This window comes from Rheinheimera muenzenbergensis (assembly GCF_036984005.1).
Taxonomy (GTDB): domain Bacteria; phylum Pseudomonadota; class Gammaproteobacteria; order Enterobacterales; family Alteromonadaceae; genus Alishewanella; species Alishewanella muenzenbergensis.
In genome coordinates, this window is sequence record NZ_JALAAR010000005.1 from 161050 (window position 1) to 175538 (window position 14489).

Consider the following 14489-nt stretch of genomic DNA (forward strand, 5'->3'; position numbering starts at 1 on the left):
AGTAAGGTATGGCAACACAACAACTATTTAATGAAGCACTGCTAAAGCTGGCTATTATGATGTACCGCATTGACGGCAAAATACGGCTTAACGAGCAAGAGCTGGTCGATCTGATTGCTGATGACCTGGCCTGGGAAGGCGTAAACAGCATTACTGCAGTGCAAAGCCAGGCCGTCGCCGAAGTACGTGACGCCATTCGTGCCGACAAAGTAGAGGCTTATCTGGCTGGCTTAAAAGACGCCCTGATGTTTGATAAGAAAAAAGCACTGGATACCGCCCGGCAGATTATGCAAAGCGACGGTGAGGAAGCACAGAAAGAGCGCCGCCTGTACGACTACCTGCGCCAGCAATTGCTGGTGTAATGAGTTGCCATTACGATAAACAAAGCCAGCGTTATGCTGGCTTTGTTGTCTGAAACTTATTAAGGATAGTCGGAGGCTAACACATCTGTGCTGGCTACCATAAAGGCAAGTTTATAACCGCTACTTAGCTGCTCTAATGCCGCACTAAGTTTATTCAACTACAAATCACCGCAGGTGCCGGATGGCAAGCGGTATATTGATATCAATTCGTTGACGGCTTATGGCGTCATTTGGGAAAAATCACCGTTGTAAATATTTGGCCAACTTTTGTTTTAAATCTGGCTGCTGTTCAATTTGGTCTTTCAGGTATTCTTTGCAATGGAACAACTGCATTAGCCATTCCTCGATATCCTCAATGTCTTTCACAGTCTGACTATTTCTTAAGCCATCGTTATACTTGATAGCATCTTCCAATGCGCAAAAAATGGTCGCCATCCAATCTTCATCTATTTGAATCATATAGCTTTCCTTTGTTCGATTTGCTGTGCCAACAGATTTAACAACATTTTGAAGCGAAAAAGCGGCATGTCACTCTCTGGTGCTATGGTGTGATGGGTTGCATCAAACAAAGGGTTATATGAGTCACGTACAACCACCAACCCTTTTGGTAACACTGTCCCGGCAGGAAGTTTATAATACTCCCATTGCCCTTTAAAGATATTCGGCCTGTCGAAGGTGCTGATGCCTCTAGGGCGATTACGAACATAAACCCAGTCATTCTTAATAGTAATATCTGGCTTGCGCGGCGCTCCACGTCTTCCCTCTGATTCGGTTTCAACCAAATCAAACAGCGGAGCATCACTTTTTACTTTTCGGGCTCGCCACAAATCTACAGGAATTTGTCGGCCAAAAAAGCTGTCAATGCTGCCTGCTTCTAGTAACACATCTTCAAGTAATTCGATACCAGCCATTGTTCTATCTCCACATTTTGCAAAAAAGAGATAGTAAAATAAATACAGTATGTTATCAAATTGTTTATTTGTGAGTGCTATGTTAATAAGCTCACCCGCAGCTTAATTACTTAAATTTTGCCAGATTAAAACCCGCACTGTTGCTTCAGGGCGGCAATATCTTCTGCGGTCAGGCCTTTTTGTTGTGGGTTTATTGCGTAATGCATTACCGAGCTGTTGCCATCGGTGTGGCCCAGGCCTAAGGCGTGGCCAAATTCGTGTGCCAGTGTAAGTTGTAACGAGGCGGGGTTGCTGTAAGCGAATATTGTCATACGGCGTTCGCCGTTGCTTATTTCCATTAAGCCTACCTCTGCCGCGGCCAGCGGTTGCTGTGCTGGCAGCAGCGCATTGCGGTCGGCCACGGTGTCGTTCAGGTAGCGCTGCTCGCGCTGTAATTGTTCCTGCTGCTCGTTTAATTGCTGCGCCTGTTGTTGCAACTGCTGTTGGCGTTGTTGCAGCTCTTGTTGCTGTTGCTTTAAAGCGGCGGCATTACGCTGATCAACGTTAGCGGCTTGCTGTTCAAAAGCGGCAACGTCGGCGCTAAATTGCTGGTTTTGTTGCTCAAACTCACGCTGGCGCTGTTGTAGTTGCTGGCTTTGCTGTTGCAATGTTGCTGCGCGCCTGTCTATGGTGCTGTCGTAGCGTTGGATATTGCGTTCGAGCAGGGCCTGTTGCAGCATCTGCTGCTGGCGCTGGTCGTAACGAAAGTTAATCGGGAAGCCGTCCAGGCTATCGTAACGAAACAGCTCTTGCGCAAAGGCCCTGTTCCATTGCATTGCCGCATTGTGTGCTGCCTGTTCGGCTTGCTCTGCGGTTAAATCAAATGCCGGGTCTAACTGGCCAATGCGCCACAGCACCGGCGTTTGACACAGTTGTAACTGTAGTGCCTTGTCGGCCGTTTGTTGCAGCACTTGCGGTAGCGGCCGTTTGGCGCCGGACCATGCCGAAAGCAGCAGATAGCTGCCCAACAGTAACAGTGCAAGAAATACCAGTCTGGCTATCATTAAGTTCTCTCTATTATGCTGCTGGCGGCAAAGCCACTATTACGTCAGTTTTAGTCAGGTGTTTTCACCATGTGGCCACCTTTTATCACAATGGCAATGTTTTGCAGTAGCTCGATTTGCTGCAAGGGGTTACCTGTAACCGCAATGATATCGGCGTAGGCACCGGCCTCCAGCACACCAACATTAAGCTGGCCCTGAGTATTGCGCCAGTTTAGTAAGCTGGCGGCATTAACAGTCGCGCTTTGTATTGCCTGAAGCGGTGTCATGCCCCATTGCACCAAATAGCTAAATTGACGCGCATTCAGGCCATGGGTATAAACCCCGGCGTCGGTACCATAGGCCATTTTTACCCCGGCTTTCACCGCTTTATTAAAGTTTTGCCGCTGTAGCTGGCCAACAGTGCGCTCTTTAGCCAGTGACTCCGGTAAAATACCGGCAGCCTCACCTTGTTGCAAAATATAGTCGCTGACATACACATCCATCACCAGATAGGTGCCCTGGCGTTTGGCCAGTTTGATGGCGTCATCGTCAATAAAGCTGGCATGTTCTATTGAGTCCACCCCGGCTTGCAATGCACGTTTAATGCCTTGCAGGCCATGGGCATGGGCCGCAACAATAGCGCCGCGATCATGCGCTTCGGTAACTAAGGCCTGCATTTCGTCAAGGCTGTACTGGCTGGCATTCACATCGGTATTGCGCGATAACACGCCGCCGGTAGCGGTAAATTTAATCACATCAGCGCCGTATTTCATATTGCTGCGCACTTTGGCGCGGATCGCATCGGCACCATTGGCAACCCCAGCGGCACTGGCCTGGTAAATGTGCGGTAACAGATTGTTGTCGCAATGGCCGCCTGTCATACACAAGCTGGGGCCTGATACACGCATTCTGGGGCCGGCAATGTCGCCGTCGTTAATGGCATTGCGCAGGTCAACGTCAGCAAAACCAGCGGCGCCGAGGTTGCGTACAGTGGTAAAACCGGCATTCAGTGTTGCTGCAGCGGCGGTTACACCAAACAGTGCCTGCCGAGCCGGAGTTTGTTGCAGCCGGCGATAGCCGTGCTCGGCCGGATTACTGGTTAAATGCACGTGCATATCAATTAAGCCTGGCATAACGGTGTAACCGCTGAGATCAGTGCGGGGCAAAGTTTGCTCGGCAGTGCTAAGTTTTGCCACCGGTACTATGCTGTGCACTCTGTCTTGCTGCAGCAGGATAGCCTGATCGGCCAGCAGTTTACCGCTGCGCACATCTAAAAGCTGGCTGGTGATAATCAGCTTATCTGGCTGCGCCAGCAATGCAGTTGACAGTAGCAAAGCGCTCAGGCTGAGCAGGCATTTGAATTTCATCTTGTTATTCCCGGTAGCAGTAGTGGTGTTATTCTACAAGGTTATAGTCTTATAACAAACTAAACTTGCGAGATAATAGTTATTGCAATAACATTATTGCCACTCACCTGCCAGCTATAGCTGTAGCAGGCGTAACGCCCGGTTTGCCGGGTTTATTTTGCCGCATTATGTTATCGCGATAACTAATATTGCGATTGTAAAGTTGGCTGATACTAAACAACACTGACTGAAATAACGGAGACACAACATGAAAATATTATACACCGCGAATGTAACCAGCACTTCTGGCCGTGATGGCCGTGCTGTATCCAGCGACAATAACCTGGATGTGAAACTGACTATGCCAAAAGAGCTGGGTGGCAATGGCGCTGCCGGTACCAACCCTGAGCAGTTATTTGCTGCCGGTTATTCGGCCTGTTTTTTAAGCGCACTGAAATTTGTTGCTGCCCAGGCCAAAGTCGCCGTAGCGGCTGATGCCAATGTACGGGCTGAAGTAGGTATTGGTCAGATTGAAGGGGGCTTTGCGCTGGATGTTGAGCTGTTTATCAACCTGCCGGGTACCGATAAAGCGGTAGCGCAGCAACTGGCAGATAAAGCGCATCAGGTGTGCCCTTATTCAAACGCTACCCGTAATGGCTTACAGGTGCGGCTGACACTGGTGTAACAGCGGCGTTTTAGTCCGTGATCTGTGGCAGTGAACATGGCATGATCGGCATAGCTATCGTTAAGCATGCCGCGTCATGCTGTTACCACATTATTCTGAGGTCGTTATGACTGTTGCATCCGAACTGAGTTGCATCCCTGGCGAGCAGCGCCTGCAGCTGGATAATCAGCTGTGCTTTGCGCTGTATTCAGCCTCATTAGCTATGACTAAATCGTACAAGCCATTGCTGGATGCGCTGGATCTGACCTACCCGCAATATCTGGTGATGCTGATTTTGTGGGAAAAAGACGGCATCGCACTAAAAGACATCGCACAAAAGTTGTTCACCGAATCAGGTGCGCTAACACCGGTATTAAAACGTATGCAGGAAATGGGCTTGTTACTGCGCGCCCGCAGCGCACACAGTGAGCGCACGCTGGAAATCCGCTTAACTGACAAAGGCCGCGAGCTAAAACAACGTGCGCTGAAGGTTAACGAAACCGTCGCGCTTAATTGCGGCATGGGGTTAGAGCAAATGCAGCAACTGCGCGATCAGCTGGTGCAACTGCGTGCCCAGCTGATGCAGTTGTAACACGCTCAGTGGCCCTGAACCTTGTGATCAACCGCTGTTACAGCAGCTGAACGGCTTTTTGCCGGTTTTAATTTACTGATCAGTAAGTAAACCGCAGGTGTGGTGTATAACGTCAGCAACTGGCTGACCAGCAAACCACCAACAATGGTTACCCCCAGCGGCTGGCGCAGCTCAGAACCTTCACCAACACCAAGCAATAACGGAACTGCACCCAGTACAGCCGCAAAGTTGGTCATTAAAATTGGTCTTAAGCGCTGCTCTGCGGCCAGTGCCACGGCCTGTGCCGGCGATAAGCCCTGCTCGCGCTCTGCGGCCAGCGCAAAATCAACCAGCAAGATGGCGTTTTTCATTACTATGCCCAGCAGTAAAAACAGCCCCAGCAGCGCAATTAAATTAAATTCGCCGCCGGTTACATGCAGCGCCAGCAGCGCGCCCAAACCGGCGCAGGGTAGCGCCGACATTATCGTTAGCGGTTGCAGCAGGCTTTCATACAGTACGCCCAGCAACAGATAAACGGCAATGATTACACCAACAATCAACCAGGTCTGGTCGGCGCTGCTAAACATGGCGTTGCGCTGGTTTTCACCGCTGATGGCATGAATAGCACCCGGCAGCATTAATTCTGCCAGCGCCTGATCAATAGCCGCACTGGCTTGCTCAACGGTAACGTTTTCGGCCAGGCCATAGCCAATATTTACCGCAGCAAACTGGCCGTCGTGCTGCACCCTGTCATTGACCAGGCCATAGCGATAAGACGCTATCGCGGATAGTGGCACCCGGCGGCCGTCACTGGTAATAATTTGCAGCTGCTGCAGCACTTCCGGCTGGGCGGTGTAGCCCGGCAGCAGTTCCATTACGATACGGTACTGGTTTTGTTGATCGTACAGCGTCGCCACCTGTCGCTGCGAAAAAGCATTATTCAGCATCGACGCCACAGTGCGCATATCAACGCCAAGGCGCTGAGCGGCGGTGCGATCAATCTGTAGCACGACCTGCTGCGCATCTTCACCGCCGGGGGTATTAACATCCACCAGCTCTGACAGCTCCTGCAGCTTTTCACCGACTTTTTTACCCCACTGCCGCAGCAGGGTTAAATCGTCAGATAACAGCTGTACTTCATAATCGCTGCGGCTAAACGGCGATGACAGGCGGATATCCTGATCGACATTCATAAACAGTATGCCGCCCGGCACTTTGGGCGCATTGGCGCGCAGCCGGTCTACCACAGTGCGGGCCGATACCTGGCGCTCGGCCAGCGGTTTTAACCGCACCCGCATCCAGGAGTTACTGACACCACCATTGCCGCCGGCGGAGCCGGTCAGGTCGGCCACTGCCGGATCTTGCAACACATACTGGCGAAACGCCTCTATCTTTGGCTGCATCATCTGAAACGAGGCGCCGTCATCGCCGCGGACGAAGCCATTTAACTGGCCGGTATCCTGCTCGGGCAGTAAACCGGACGGCACTTTGTGATACAGCCAGGCGCTGGCGGCAAACAGCAGTAGCATCAGCAGCAACAACCAGCGGTAATGCGTCAGACTAAAGGCAATACTGCGCCGGTAGGCCTGTTGTACCGCGGTAAATTTCGCTTTGCTGCCGGTGGCGGCCTGGTTTTTACCCAGCAGCAGTGCAGACAGGCTGGGCGTCAGCGTTAGCGACACCAGCAGAGAAATCACCATCGCCGCCACCAGTGTGACAGAGAACTCGCGGAACAAGCGTTCTACCATGCCGCCCATAAACAGGATCGACAGGAAAATCACAATCAGCGCCAGGTTCATTGCCACCAGCGTAAAGCCGACTTCGGCCACGCCCTGCTTTGCAGCCTGCAGCGGACTTAAACCGCGTTCGATATGGCGGCGGATATTCTCCACCACGACGATGGCGTCATCGACGACCAGACCGGTGGCGACAATCAGCGCCATCACCGACAGGTTATTCAGTGAAAAACCAAACAGATACATGGCAGTAAAGGCACCAATCAGCGATACCGGAATGGCAGCGGTAGGAATAAGCGCCGTTTTCAGGTTACCCAAAAAGGCCCACACCACCAGGATCACCAGAGCGACTGCAATGGCGAGGCTGATTTGCGCTTCGTGCAGGGTGGCGCGAATTACCGGGCTGCGGTCCATCACTACCGCCAGCTCAGCCCCGGCCGGTGCTAACGCCTGCAGCAGCGGCATTTGTTGGTAGATGGCATCGATAGTGGCGACGATATTGGCCCCGCTGCGCCGGCTAACCAGCAGAATTACCGCCTCTTTATCGTTATGAAAACCAGCGCTGTAGCGGTTTTCGGTTGAATCGGTAACCAGCGCTATGTCTGACAGCCTGATCGCGGCGCCATCGACATATTTAATAATTAAATCCTGATAATCACTGGCCTGGCGCAGCGTTTCACTGGTGGCCAGCTGCCAGCGGTACTGTCCGGTTTCCAGCACACCCAGCGCAACGGAAGCATTAATACTGCTGATAGCGCTGCGCACTTCATCCAGCGCCACGCCATACTGCGCCAGCATGCCGGGGTTCAGCTGCACCCGCACTGCCGGTAAAGACGAGCCCGATACTTCCACTTCGCCCACGCCGTTAATACGCGACAGTTTTTGTGCCAGTACGGTAGAGGCGTTGTCGTATAACACGCTGCCGGCTAAATGGCCTGAACTGAGCGCCAGCGCCATGATCGGTGCCTGCGACGGGTTAAACTTGCGGTACACCGGGTTGCCCGGCATACCGGCAGGTAGCTGACCGCGGGCGGCGTTTATCGCGGCCTGCACTTCGCGCGCGGCGTCATCGACATTGCGTTCCAGCTCAAATTCCAGCCGCACCTGGGTTGAACCCTGATTGCTGGACGAGCTGATACGACGGATGCCGGAAATACTGCCCAGTGCCCGCTCCAGCGGCGTAGCAACGGTAGCCGCCATGCTCTCCGGGCTGGCGCCGGGCAGGCTGGCGCTAACCACAATCATCGGAAAGTCGATAGCCGGCAGCGGTGACACCGGCAATAAGCGCCAGCTGAGTAAGCCCAGCAACATAATGGCAGTGGCTATCAGGCCACTGGCTACCGGGCGCTGAATAAAGGGTTGCGCCAGGTTCATGCCGGTTCTGCCTCTGCCGCAGGCCGGCGCACCAGAGCATCAAACCATAAATACACCACAGGTGTGGTAAACAGCGTCAGCACCTGGCTGACCAGCAAACCACCTACCATTACCAGCCCCAGTGGCTGGCGCAGCTCGGCACCGGAGCCACTGGCCAGCATCAGCGGAATAGCACCAAACAGCGCAGCCAGGGTGGTCATTAGTATTGGCCGAAAGCGCATCAGCGCCGCCTGATAAATGGCATCGCGCGGACTTAAGCCCTGATTACGCTGCGCATCCAACGCAAAGTCGACCATCATAATGCCGTTCTTCTTTACCAGACCAATCAGCAGCACTATGCCGATCACGGCAATCAGATCCAGCGGCTGGCCGGTCAGCAGCAACGCGGCCAAAGCGCCGACTGTGGCTGAAGGCAGCGTAGACAAAATGGTGATAGGGTGGATCAGGCTTTCGTACAGCACGCCCAGCACGATGTACATGGTGACGACCGCTGCCAGCACCAGCCACAGCGTGTTGCTAAGCGAGGAGCGAAACGCCTCGGCAGCGCCCTGAAAACTCAGCTCCAGCTCAGGTGGCAACTGCAGTTGTTGCTGCACCTGTTCAATCGCCGCGACCGCCTCACCCAGCGAATAACCGGGCGACAGGTTAAAGGATAAGGTCACAGCCGGAAATTGTCCCTGCTGGTTAATCAACAGCCGCGCCGGGCGCTGCGATACGGTCGCCACGCTGGCCAGCGGCACACTGGCGCCGCTGCTGCTGGTCAGATACAGGTTTTGCAGCGCGTCCAGGCAGTCAATTTGCGCCGGATCGGCTTCCAGTACCACCCGGTACTGGTTGGCCTGAGTAAATAAGGTCGACACCTGGCGCTGGCTGTAAGCGCTTTGCAGTACCGAGCTGATTTGCGATACCGACAGGCCAAGCCGGGCAGCGGCATTGCGGTCGATATCAATATAGGCCTGTAGGCCCTGCCATTGCAGATCATGCGCCACTTCCGATAATTCTGGCCGTTGTTGCAGCGCGTCTACCAGCTCTGGCAACCACTGGCTAAGCACCTCCTGATCGGGTGTGCTCAGCGTAAACTGGTACTGGGTACGGCTGATTCTGTCTTCTATGCTCAGCTCCTGCACGCTCTGGAACCAGCCCTTAATGCCCACCACCTGCTGCGCCTGTTGCTCCAGCTGGTAAATCACTTCGGTAGCCGTTTGTGATCTTTCGCTGTGAGCTTTCAGGTTCAGCAATATACGGCCACTGTTAATGCTGCTATTGCTGCCATCGACGCCAATAAAGGACGAAAGGCTCTGTACCTGCGGATGCTGCGCCAGTACGTCGGCCAGCGCCTGCTGCCGCTGCGCCATAGCGCTAAATGAAATGTCCTGCGGCGCTTCGGTAATTACCTGAATAACACCGCTGTCCTGCACTGGGAAAAAGCCTTTTGGCACCGCCAGATAAAGCCCGGCCGTCAGAGCAACCGTGCCCAGCATTGCCGCCATTGCCAGGCGCTGATGGCACAGCACCCACTGCAGCATTTCACCATAGCGGGCGACAATGCGCGCCATCACTCCCTGCTGCTGTTCATGTGACGGCATCGCCGTCAGTAAGCGTGCGCATAGCATAGGTGTTAACGTCAGTGACACTATCAATGAGATCAGTATCGCCACTGCCAGCGTGACGGCGAACTCATAGAACAGGCGGCCGACGACATCGGCCATAAACAGCAGTGGAATTAACACGGCGATCAGCGAAAAGGTTAGCGAGATCAGCGTAAAACCAATTTCCTGCGCGCCCTTAAGTGCCGCCTCAAGCGGTGATGCGCCCTGTTCGCGATGGCGGGCAATGTTTTCCAGCATTACGATGGCATCATCAACAACAAAGCCGGTGGCAATGGTCAGCGCCATCAGCGTCAGGTTATTTACAGAAAAGCCCAGCCACAGCATGGCAGCAAAGGCCCCTACCAGCGACAACGGCACCGCTAAACTCGGGATAATGGTGGCCGGTATAGTGCGTAAAAATACAAAGGTCACCAGGATCACCAGAACAATGGCGAACACCAGTTCTTTTTGCACGTCGCGCACCGAAGCGCGGATACTGTGGGTACGATCGGTCAGCACTGCGACATCGACCGCGGCCGGCAGAGTAGCCGTAAGCTGTGGCAACAAGGCCTGCACCTGATCAGCCACTTCAATGACGTTAGCGCCGGGCTGGCGCTGAATATTCAGCAAAATAGCCGGCTGCTCGTTCGCCCAGGCCGCCAGAAAACGGTCTTCCGCGCCCTGTTCCACGCTGGCAACGTCGCGTAGCCGCACCGGTGCATTGTCGCGCCAGGCAATAATTAACTGCTGGTATTCACTGACATTGCGGATCTGATCATTGGCATCAAGCATGGTTGAGCGAAACGGGCCATCAAAGCTGCCTTTTGGCTGGTTAGTATTGGCAGCGGCGATAGCGCTGCGCAGGTTTTCCAGGCTCAGGTTAAGGCCGGCCAGGGCAGCCGGATTGGCTTTTACCCGTATCGCCGGGCGCTGGCCGCCGGCAATGCTGACCATGCCGACACCGGGCAGCTGCGCTAGCTTCTGCGCCATGCGGGTATCGACCAGATCATAAACTTTCGGCAGTGGTAAGGTAGCCGAGGTGACAGCCAGCGTTAGTATAGGGGCATCGGCCGGGTTAACTTTGCGGTACACCGGCGGTGTCGGCAAATCGTTCGGTAACAAGGATGAGGCGGTATTAATAGCGGCCTGCACTTCCTGCTCGGCCACGCCCATATCCACTTCCAGCGCAAACTGCAGCGTGATCACCGAGGCACCGGCTGAGCTGGCAGACGACATCTGCTTTAAGCCGGGAATTTGCCCCAACCTGCGCTCCAGCGGCGCGGTAATGGTACGGGTCATAATGTCCGGGCTGGCGCCGGGGTTAAAGCTGAATACCTGAATTATCGGGTAGTCTACCTGTGGCAGGGCGGCTACCGGTAATTGCCGCCAGCTCAGCACGCCGGCGATCAGAATCGCCAGCATCAGCAGCGAGGTAGCAACCGGTCGCAGGATAAACGGGCGCGACAAGCTCATTATTCAGGCCTCTTTGGACGGCGTCTTGGTTTGTCCTGCCCAGGCTGTGCGGCTGCAGGCTGTGCTGCCTGTTCGCCAATTACTTCAACTGCACGGCCGGGGCGTAATCTGTCTAAGCCTTCCAGCACCACCTGCTCGCCGCCACTGAGGCCGGACAGCACCGCAATGCGGCCATTATCAGAGGCACCCAGTGTCAGCTGACGGATCTGCGCCTTGTTGTTTTCTATCAGATACACATAGCTGCCGGCCGAGCCATACTGCACCGCATCCTGTGCTATGGTAATCATATTCTGGTAAACCGCCACATTTAGCCGCACGTTAACAAACTGGTTGGGAAACAACTGCTCCTGCTCATTGGCAAATTCGGCTTTTAACCGCAATGTGCCGGTGGCGGTATCAATCTGGTTATCCAGCGTGGTCAGGCGGCCGGTCGCTAACAGCTGCTGATCGCTACGATCCCAGGCTTCGACACTTAAGCTGTCGCCGCGGCGCACCGCGTCCAACACCGGTTGCAGCTGGCTCTCAGGTACCGAAAACAGCACATTGATTGGCGAGCTCTGGGTAATAGTCACTATGCCTTCGGCGCCGTTGGCCTGAATTAAATTGCCGCTGTCGACATTACGCAAACCTAAACGGCCACTGATTGGCGCCGTGATACGGGTGTAGGATAACTGCAGCTTAGCGGCATCAATTTGAGCCTGATTGCTTTTAATGGTGCCTTTTAGCTGGCCAACCAACGCTTGTTGCGCATTGTATTGCTGCGCAGAAATAGAGCTTTGCTCACGCAGTTTGGCGTACAGCGCCAGATCCGATTCGGCATTTTTCAGCTGTGCCAGGTTTTGCTCCAGCTGGCCTTCTGCCTGCGCCAGCTGAATTTGGTAATCGGCCGGGTCTATCTGCGCCAACAGCTGGCCGGCTTCTACTTTATCGCCTTCCTTAAATAATAACTGTTGCAGCGTACCCGACACCCGGCTTTGCACCAGCACGGTATTTAGCGGGGTAACGGTGCCGATGGTTTTTATCTGGGCGCGCAAATCGCCCGGCTCAGCGCTGATTACCCGTACCGGCACCGGCATAGCCCAGGGGCTCATCGGTCGCTGGCCGGCAGTTGCCTGTGCCGGTTGTTCTGATGGCCAAAACCAGTAAGCTGCGGTTGCAGCGGCGATAACAGCTGCGCCCAGCCAGTAAAGATGTTGCCGTGTCATGCGAAAATCCAGTTTTATCAGATTGCGCTCACTATAGTGGCGTGTCTGTATCGGCTCAACACAGCAAACGTCAAGATTAGGTAAAGATTAGGCGGCTTTCGGCCAATGGCGTATTGATAGCGTTAAGTGGCGTTAGTTTATAGGGTAAGCAACAGGCTGGCAGACAAAGTAAAAAGCCTCCGACAGGAGGCTTTTATAATCTGCAGTCAGATTAGAACGGAATATCGTCATCAAAGTCGATTGGCGGTTCCATTGGTGCGCGCTGTTGCGGCTGGGCTGGCTGCTGATAGCCGCCTTGTGGCTGGGCCGGACGTTGTTGATAGCCACCAGCTTGCTGTTGTGGTGCAGCCTGCTGATAGCCACCCTGTGCCGGCGCCTGATAAGCCTGCTGTGGTGCCGCTTGCTGATAACCGCCCTGTTGCTGGGCTGGTTTCTGATAGCCGCCTTGCTGGCCGCCACCCATGCCACCGCCTTGTTGCTGACCGTCACCGCGGCCATCTAACATTTGCAGTTCGTTGGCGATAATTTCGGTGGTGTAACGCTCTACACCGTCTTTATCCTGCCATTTGCGGGTTTTCAGCTTACCTTCGATATACACCTTGCTGCCTTTACGCAGGTATTCACCGGCAATTTCGGCTAAACGCTGGTAAATCACCACGCGGTGCCATTCGGTTTGTTCTTTTTTCTCGTTAGTGGCTTTATCGGTCCAGCTTTCAGAGGTAGCTACCGTTAAATTTGCCACTGCGCCGCCTTGCGGCATATAGCGCACTTCCGGGTCGGTGCCCAGGTTACCAATTAAGATGACTTTATTAATGCCACGCGCCATGCGAGTTCTCCTAAAAAATGTTAAGCCCCGGCTGCGGCAATAACCGCTTGCGCCTGCGCTGTATCAAATTGTGCTGAACTGACTTTCAGATAACAGCGCTGCTCTGCCAAAACCAGTGTAACTTCCTGCACCCCGGCTAATACCGTAAGATCTGCGGCTAATTGCTCTGCCTGCTGCGTGCTTTGCAGCGACACTGCCAGTGATAAGCGCTGCACACGCAGAGGAATAATAAGGGTGCTGGCAACTGCCAGCCATATTAAACCAATAACCGCCAGCACAGCAAACAAAGCTTGGTAGCCAAATTGTTGCAGCACAGCGCCGCCCAGCACCCCGCCTAAAAAGGCACCAAAAAACTGGCTACTGGAATAGATACCCATAGCACTGCCACGCTGACCTGCCGGCGCGATGCGCGACACCAATGCCGGCAGGCTGGCTTCCAGAAAATTAAAACCGGTAAAAAACAGCAGTAAAGCAACCGTCAGCGGCCAAAAACCCGGCACGACACAGATAACCAGCATAGCGCTGACTAACAGCGCTATGGCCAGCAGAAAAAAGCCTTTCTCCTGCGCTTTACGCATAGCGATAATCATCATTGGGATCATCAGCACAAAAGAGCCCAATAACAACGGCAGGTAAAACTGCCAGTGCTGAGTTGACGCTAAAGCGTACTGTTGCAGCAGCGACGGTAACACCACAAAGATCGCCGTCAGCATTAAATGCAGCAGCAACACGCCTGCATCTAACTGCAGCAGTTGGCGGTGTTTTAGCATAGCGCCCAGGCTTTGCGGCAGTGCCAGGGTTTCAGCCATCGGCGCCTTATGTACGCTTTGTGGCAGCAAAAATGCCACCACTAACATGGCACAACAGGCCAGTACGGCGGTAAACCAAAACACCCCGCTTAAGCCGGCCCACTTCGCCAGTAAAGGCCCCAGCACCATAGCGGCGGCAAAACTTAAACCGATACTGGCGCCAATAATGGCCATGACTTTTGGCCGCTGCTCTTCGCGGGTTACGTCAGCGGCAAACGCCAGAATAGCCCCGGCAATGGCGCCGGCACCCTGCAAAACCCGGCCCAGGGTAACCAGATAAACCGAGTCGGCCAGCGCGGCCACCACTGAACCCAGCGCAAACAAGGCCAGGCCTGCCAACATCACCGGGCGGCGGCCAATACGGTCGGATAACCAGCCCAGCGGAATTTGTAAAATAGCCTGGGTCAGGCCATAGGCGCCAATGGCCAGACCAATCCACAGCGGTGAAAAGCCATTAAGCTCAGTGCCATACAGGGCAAACACCGGCAGCAGCATAAACAAGCCTAACATCCGGCTGGAAAACACCAGAGCCAGAACCAACGCAGCGCGTTTTTCTAAAGAATTCAGTTGATGCATTAAATAAGAATTTACCACCGAAATA

Annotated in this window: 12 protein-coding genes; 3 read left to right on the plus strand and 9 right to left on the minus strand. The window is 54.0% G+C overall.

Annotation, left to right across the window (positions count from 1 at the left end; translation table 11 throughout):
• Positions 1–8: 8 nt before the first annotated feature.
• A complete protein-coding gene (locus MN202_RS08005) occupies positions 9–362 on the plus strand; it encodes a hypothetical protein (RefSeq protein WP_335735575.1) in 354 nt (117 codons plus the stop codon).
• A gap of 240 nt (positions 363–602) precedes the next feature.
• Here the strand turns inward: MN202_RS08005 and MN202_RS08010 are convergent, their stop codons facing one another.
• The 4 genes from MN202_RS08010 to MN202_RS08025 all read right to left on the minus strand — a co-directional run bounded on the left by MN202_RS08010 (position 603) and on the right by MN202_RS08025 (position 3662).
• Positions 603–821, minus strand: coding sequence for a hypothetical protein (locus MN202_RS08010; protein WP_335735576.1), 219 nt, complete (start codon positions 819–821; stop codon positions 603–605).
• Entirely contained in the window at positions 818–1273 is a 456-nt protein-coding gene (locus MN202_RS08015) for a Tse2 family ADP-ribosyltransferase toxin (protein WP_335735577.1), read from the minus strand. Before MN202_RS08015 ends, MN202_RS08010 begins: the two co-directional genes overlap by 4 nt.
• A 125-nt stretch (positions 1274–1398) precedes the next feature.
• Positions 1399–2316 (minus strand): matrixin family metalloprotease, encoded by a 918-nt coding sequence (locus MN202_RS08020; RefSeq protein ID WP_335735578.1) that lies wholly within the window; start codon positions 2314–2316, stop codon positions 1399–1401.
• A 50-nt stretch (positions 2317–2366) separates the two neighbouring features.
• Positions 2367–3662 (minus strand): Xaa-Pro dipeptidase, encoded by a 1296-nt coding sequence (locus tag MN202_RS08025; RefSeq protein WP_335735579.1) that lies wholly within the window; start codon positions 3660–3662, stop codon positions 2367–2369.
• A 247-nt stretch (positions 3663–3909) separates the two neighbouring features.
• On the opposite strand from MN202_RS08025, the gene MN202_RS08030 reads away from it, so the two are divergent.
• Complete coding sequence (locus MN202_RS08030) at positions 3910–4326, plus strand: organic hydroperoxide resistance protein (RefSeq protein ID WP_335735580.1); 417 nt, start codon at positions 3910–3912, stop codon at positions 4324–4326.
• A gap of 106 nt (positions 4327–4432) precedes the next feature.
• Positions 4433–4897, plus strand: coding sequence for a MarR family winged helix-turn-helix transcriptional regulator (locus MN202_RS08035; RefSeq protein ID WP_335735581.1), 465 nt, complete (start codon positions 4433–4435; stop codon positions 4895–4897).
• Positions 4898–4902: 5 nt separating this feature from the next.
• Here MN202_RS08035 and MN202_RS08040 read toward each other — a convergent pair whose 3' ends face one another.
• From MN202_RS08040 to MN202_RS08060, 5 genes are all read right to left on the minus strand, one after another.
• Positions 4903–7986 (minus strand): efflux RND transporter permease subunit, encoded by a 3084-nt coding sequence (locus MN202_RS08040; protein ID WP_335735582.1) that lies wholly within the window; start codon positions 7984–7986, stop codon positions 4903–4905.
• Complete coding sequence (locus MN202_RS08045; RefSeq protein ID WP_335735583.1) at positions 7983–11048, minus strand: multidrug efflux RND transporter permease subunit; 3066 nt, start codon at positions 11046–11048, stop codon at positions 7983–7985. The genes MN202_RS08040 and MN202_RS08045 overlap by 4 nt, the downstream gene beginning before the upstream one ends.
• Complete coding sequence (locus tag MN202_RS08050) at positions 11048–12253, minus strand: efflux RND transporter periplasmic adaptor subunit (protein WP_335735584.1); 1206 nt, start codon at positions 12251–12253, stop codon at positions 11048–11050. The genes MN202_RS08045 and MN202_RS08050 overlap by 1 nt, the downstream gene beginning before the upstream one ends.
• Positions 12254–12464: 211 nt before the next feature.
• Positions 12465–13079 carry a single-stranded DNA-binding protein gene (gene ssb, locus MN202_RS08055; protein ID WP_335735585.1) on the minus strand — a complete coding sequence of 205 codons (615 nt, stop codon included), beginning with the start codon at positions 13077–13079 and terminating at the stop codon, positions 12465–12467.
• Positions 13080–13099: 20 nt separating this feature from the next.
• Positions 13100–14464 (minus strand): MFS transporter, encoded by a 1365-nt coding sequence (locus tag MN202_RS08060; protein ID WP_335735586.1) that lies wholly within the window; start codon positions 14462–14464, stop codon positions 13100–13102.
• Positions 14465–14489 lie beyond the last annotated feature (25 nt).

Bases quoted from the DNA above. Each gene is read 5' to 3' on its own strand.
- MN202_RS08005 (WP_335735575.1), top strand. From the start codon at position 9: ATGGCAACACAACAACTATTTAATGAAGCACTGCTAAAGCTGGCTATT.
- MN202_RS08010 (WP_335735576.1), bottom strand. From the start codon at position 821: ATGATTCAAATAGATGAAGATTGGATGGCGACCATTTTTTGCGCATTG.
- MN202_RS08015 (WP_335735577.1), bottom strand. From the start codon at position 1,273: ATGGCTGGTATCGAATTACTTGAAGATGTGTTACTAGAAGCAGGCAGC.
- MN202_RS08020 (WP_335735578.1), bottom strand. From the start codon at position 2,316: ATGATAGCCAGACTGGTATTTCTTGCACTGTTACTGTTGGGCAGCTAT.
- MN202_RS08025 (WP_335735579.1), bottom strand. From the start codon at position 3,662: ATGAAATTCAAATGCCTGCTCAGCCTGAGCGCTTTGCTACTGTCAACT.
- MN202_RS08030 (WP_335735580.1), top strand. From the start codon at position 3,910: ATGAAAATATTATACACCGCGAATGTAACCAGCACTTCTGGCCGTGAT.
- MN202_RS08035 (WP_335735581.1), top strand. From the start codon at position 4,433: ATGACTGTTGCATCCGAACTGAGTTGCATCCCTGGCGAGCAGCGCCTG.
- MN202_RS08040 (WP_335735582.1), bottom strand. From the start codon at position 7,986: ATGAACCTGGCGCAACCCTTTATTCAGCGCCCGGTAGCCAGTGGCCTG.
- MN202_RS08045 (WP_335735583.1), bottom strand. From the start codon at position 11,048: ATGAGCTTGTCGCGCCCGTTTATCCTGCGACCGGTTGCTACCTCGCTG.
- MN202_RS08050 (WP_335735584.1), bottom strand. From the start codon at position 12,253: ATGACACGGCAACATCTTTACTGGCTGGGCGCAGCTGTTATCGCCGCT.
- ssb (WP_335735585.1), bottom strand. From the start codon at position 13,079: ATGGCGCGTGGCATTAATAAAGTCATCTTAATTGGTAACCTGGGCACC.
- MN202_RS08060 (WP_335735586.1), bottom strand. From the start codon at position 14,464: ATGCATCAACTGAATTCTTTAGAAAAACGCGCTGCGTTGGTTCTGGCT.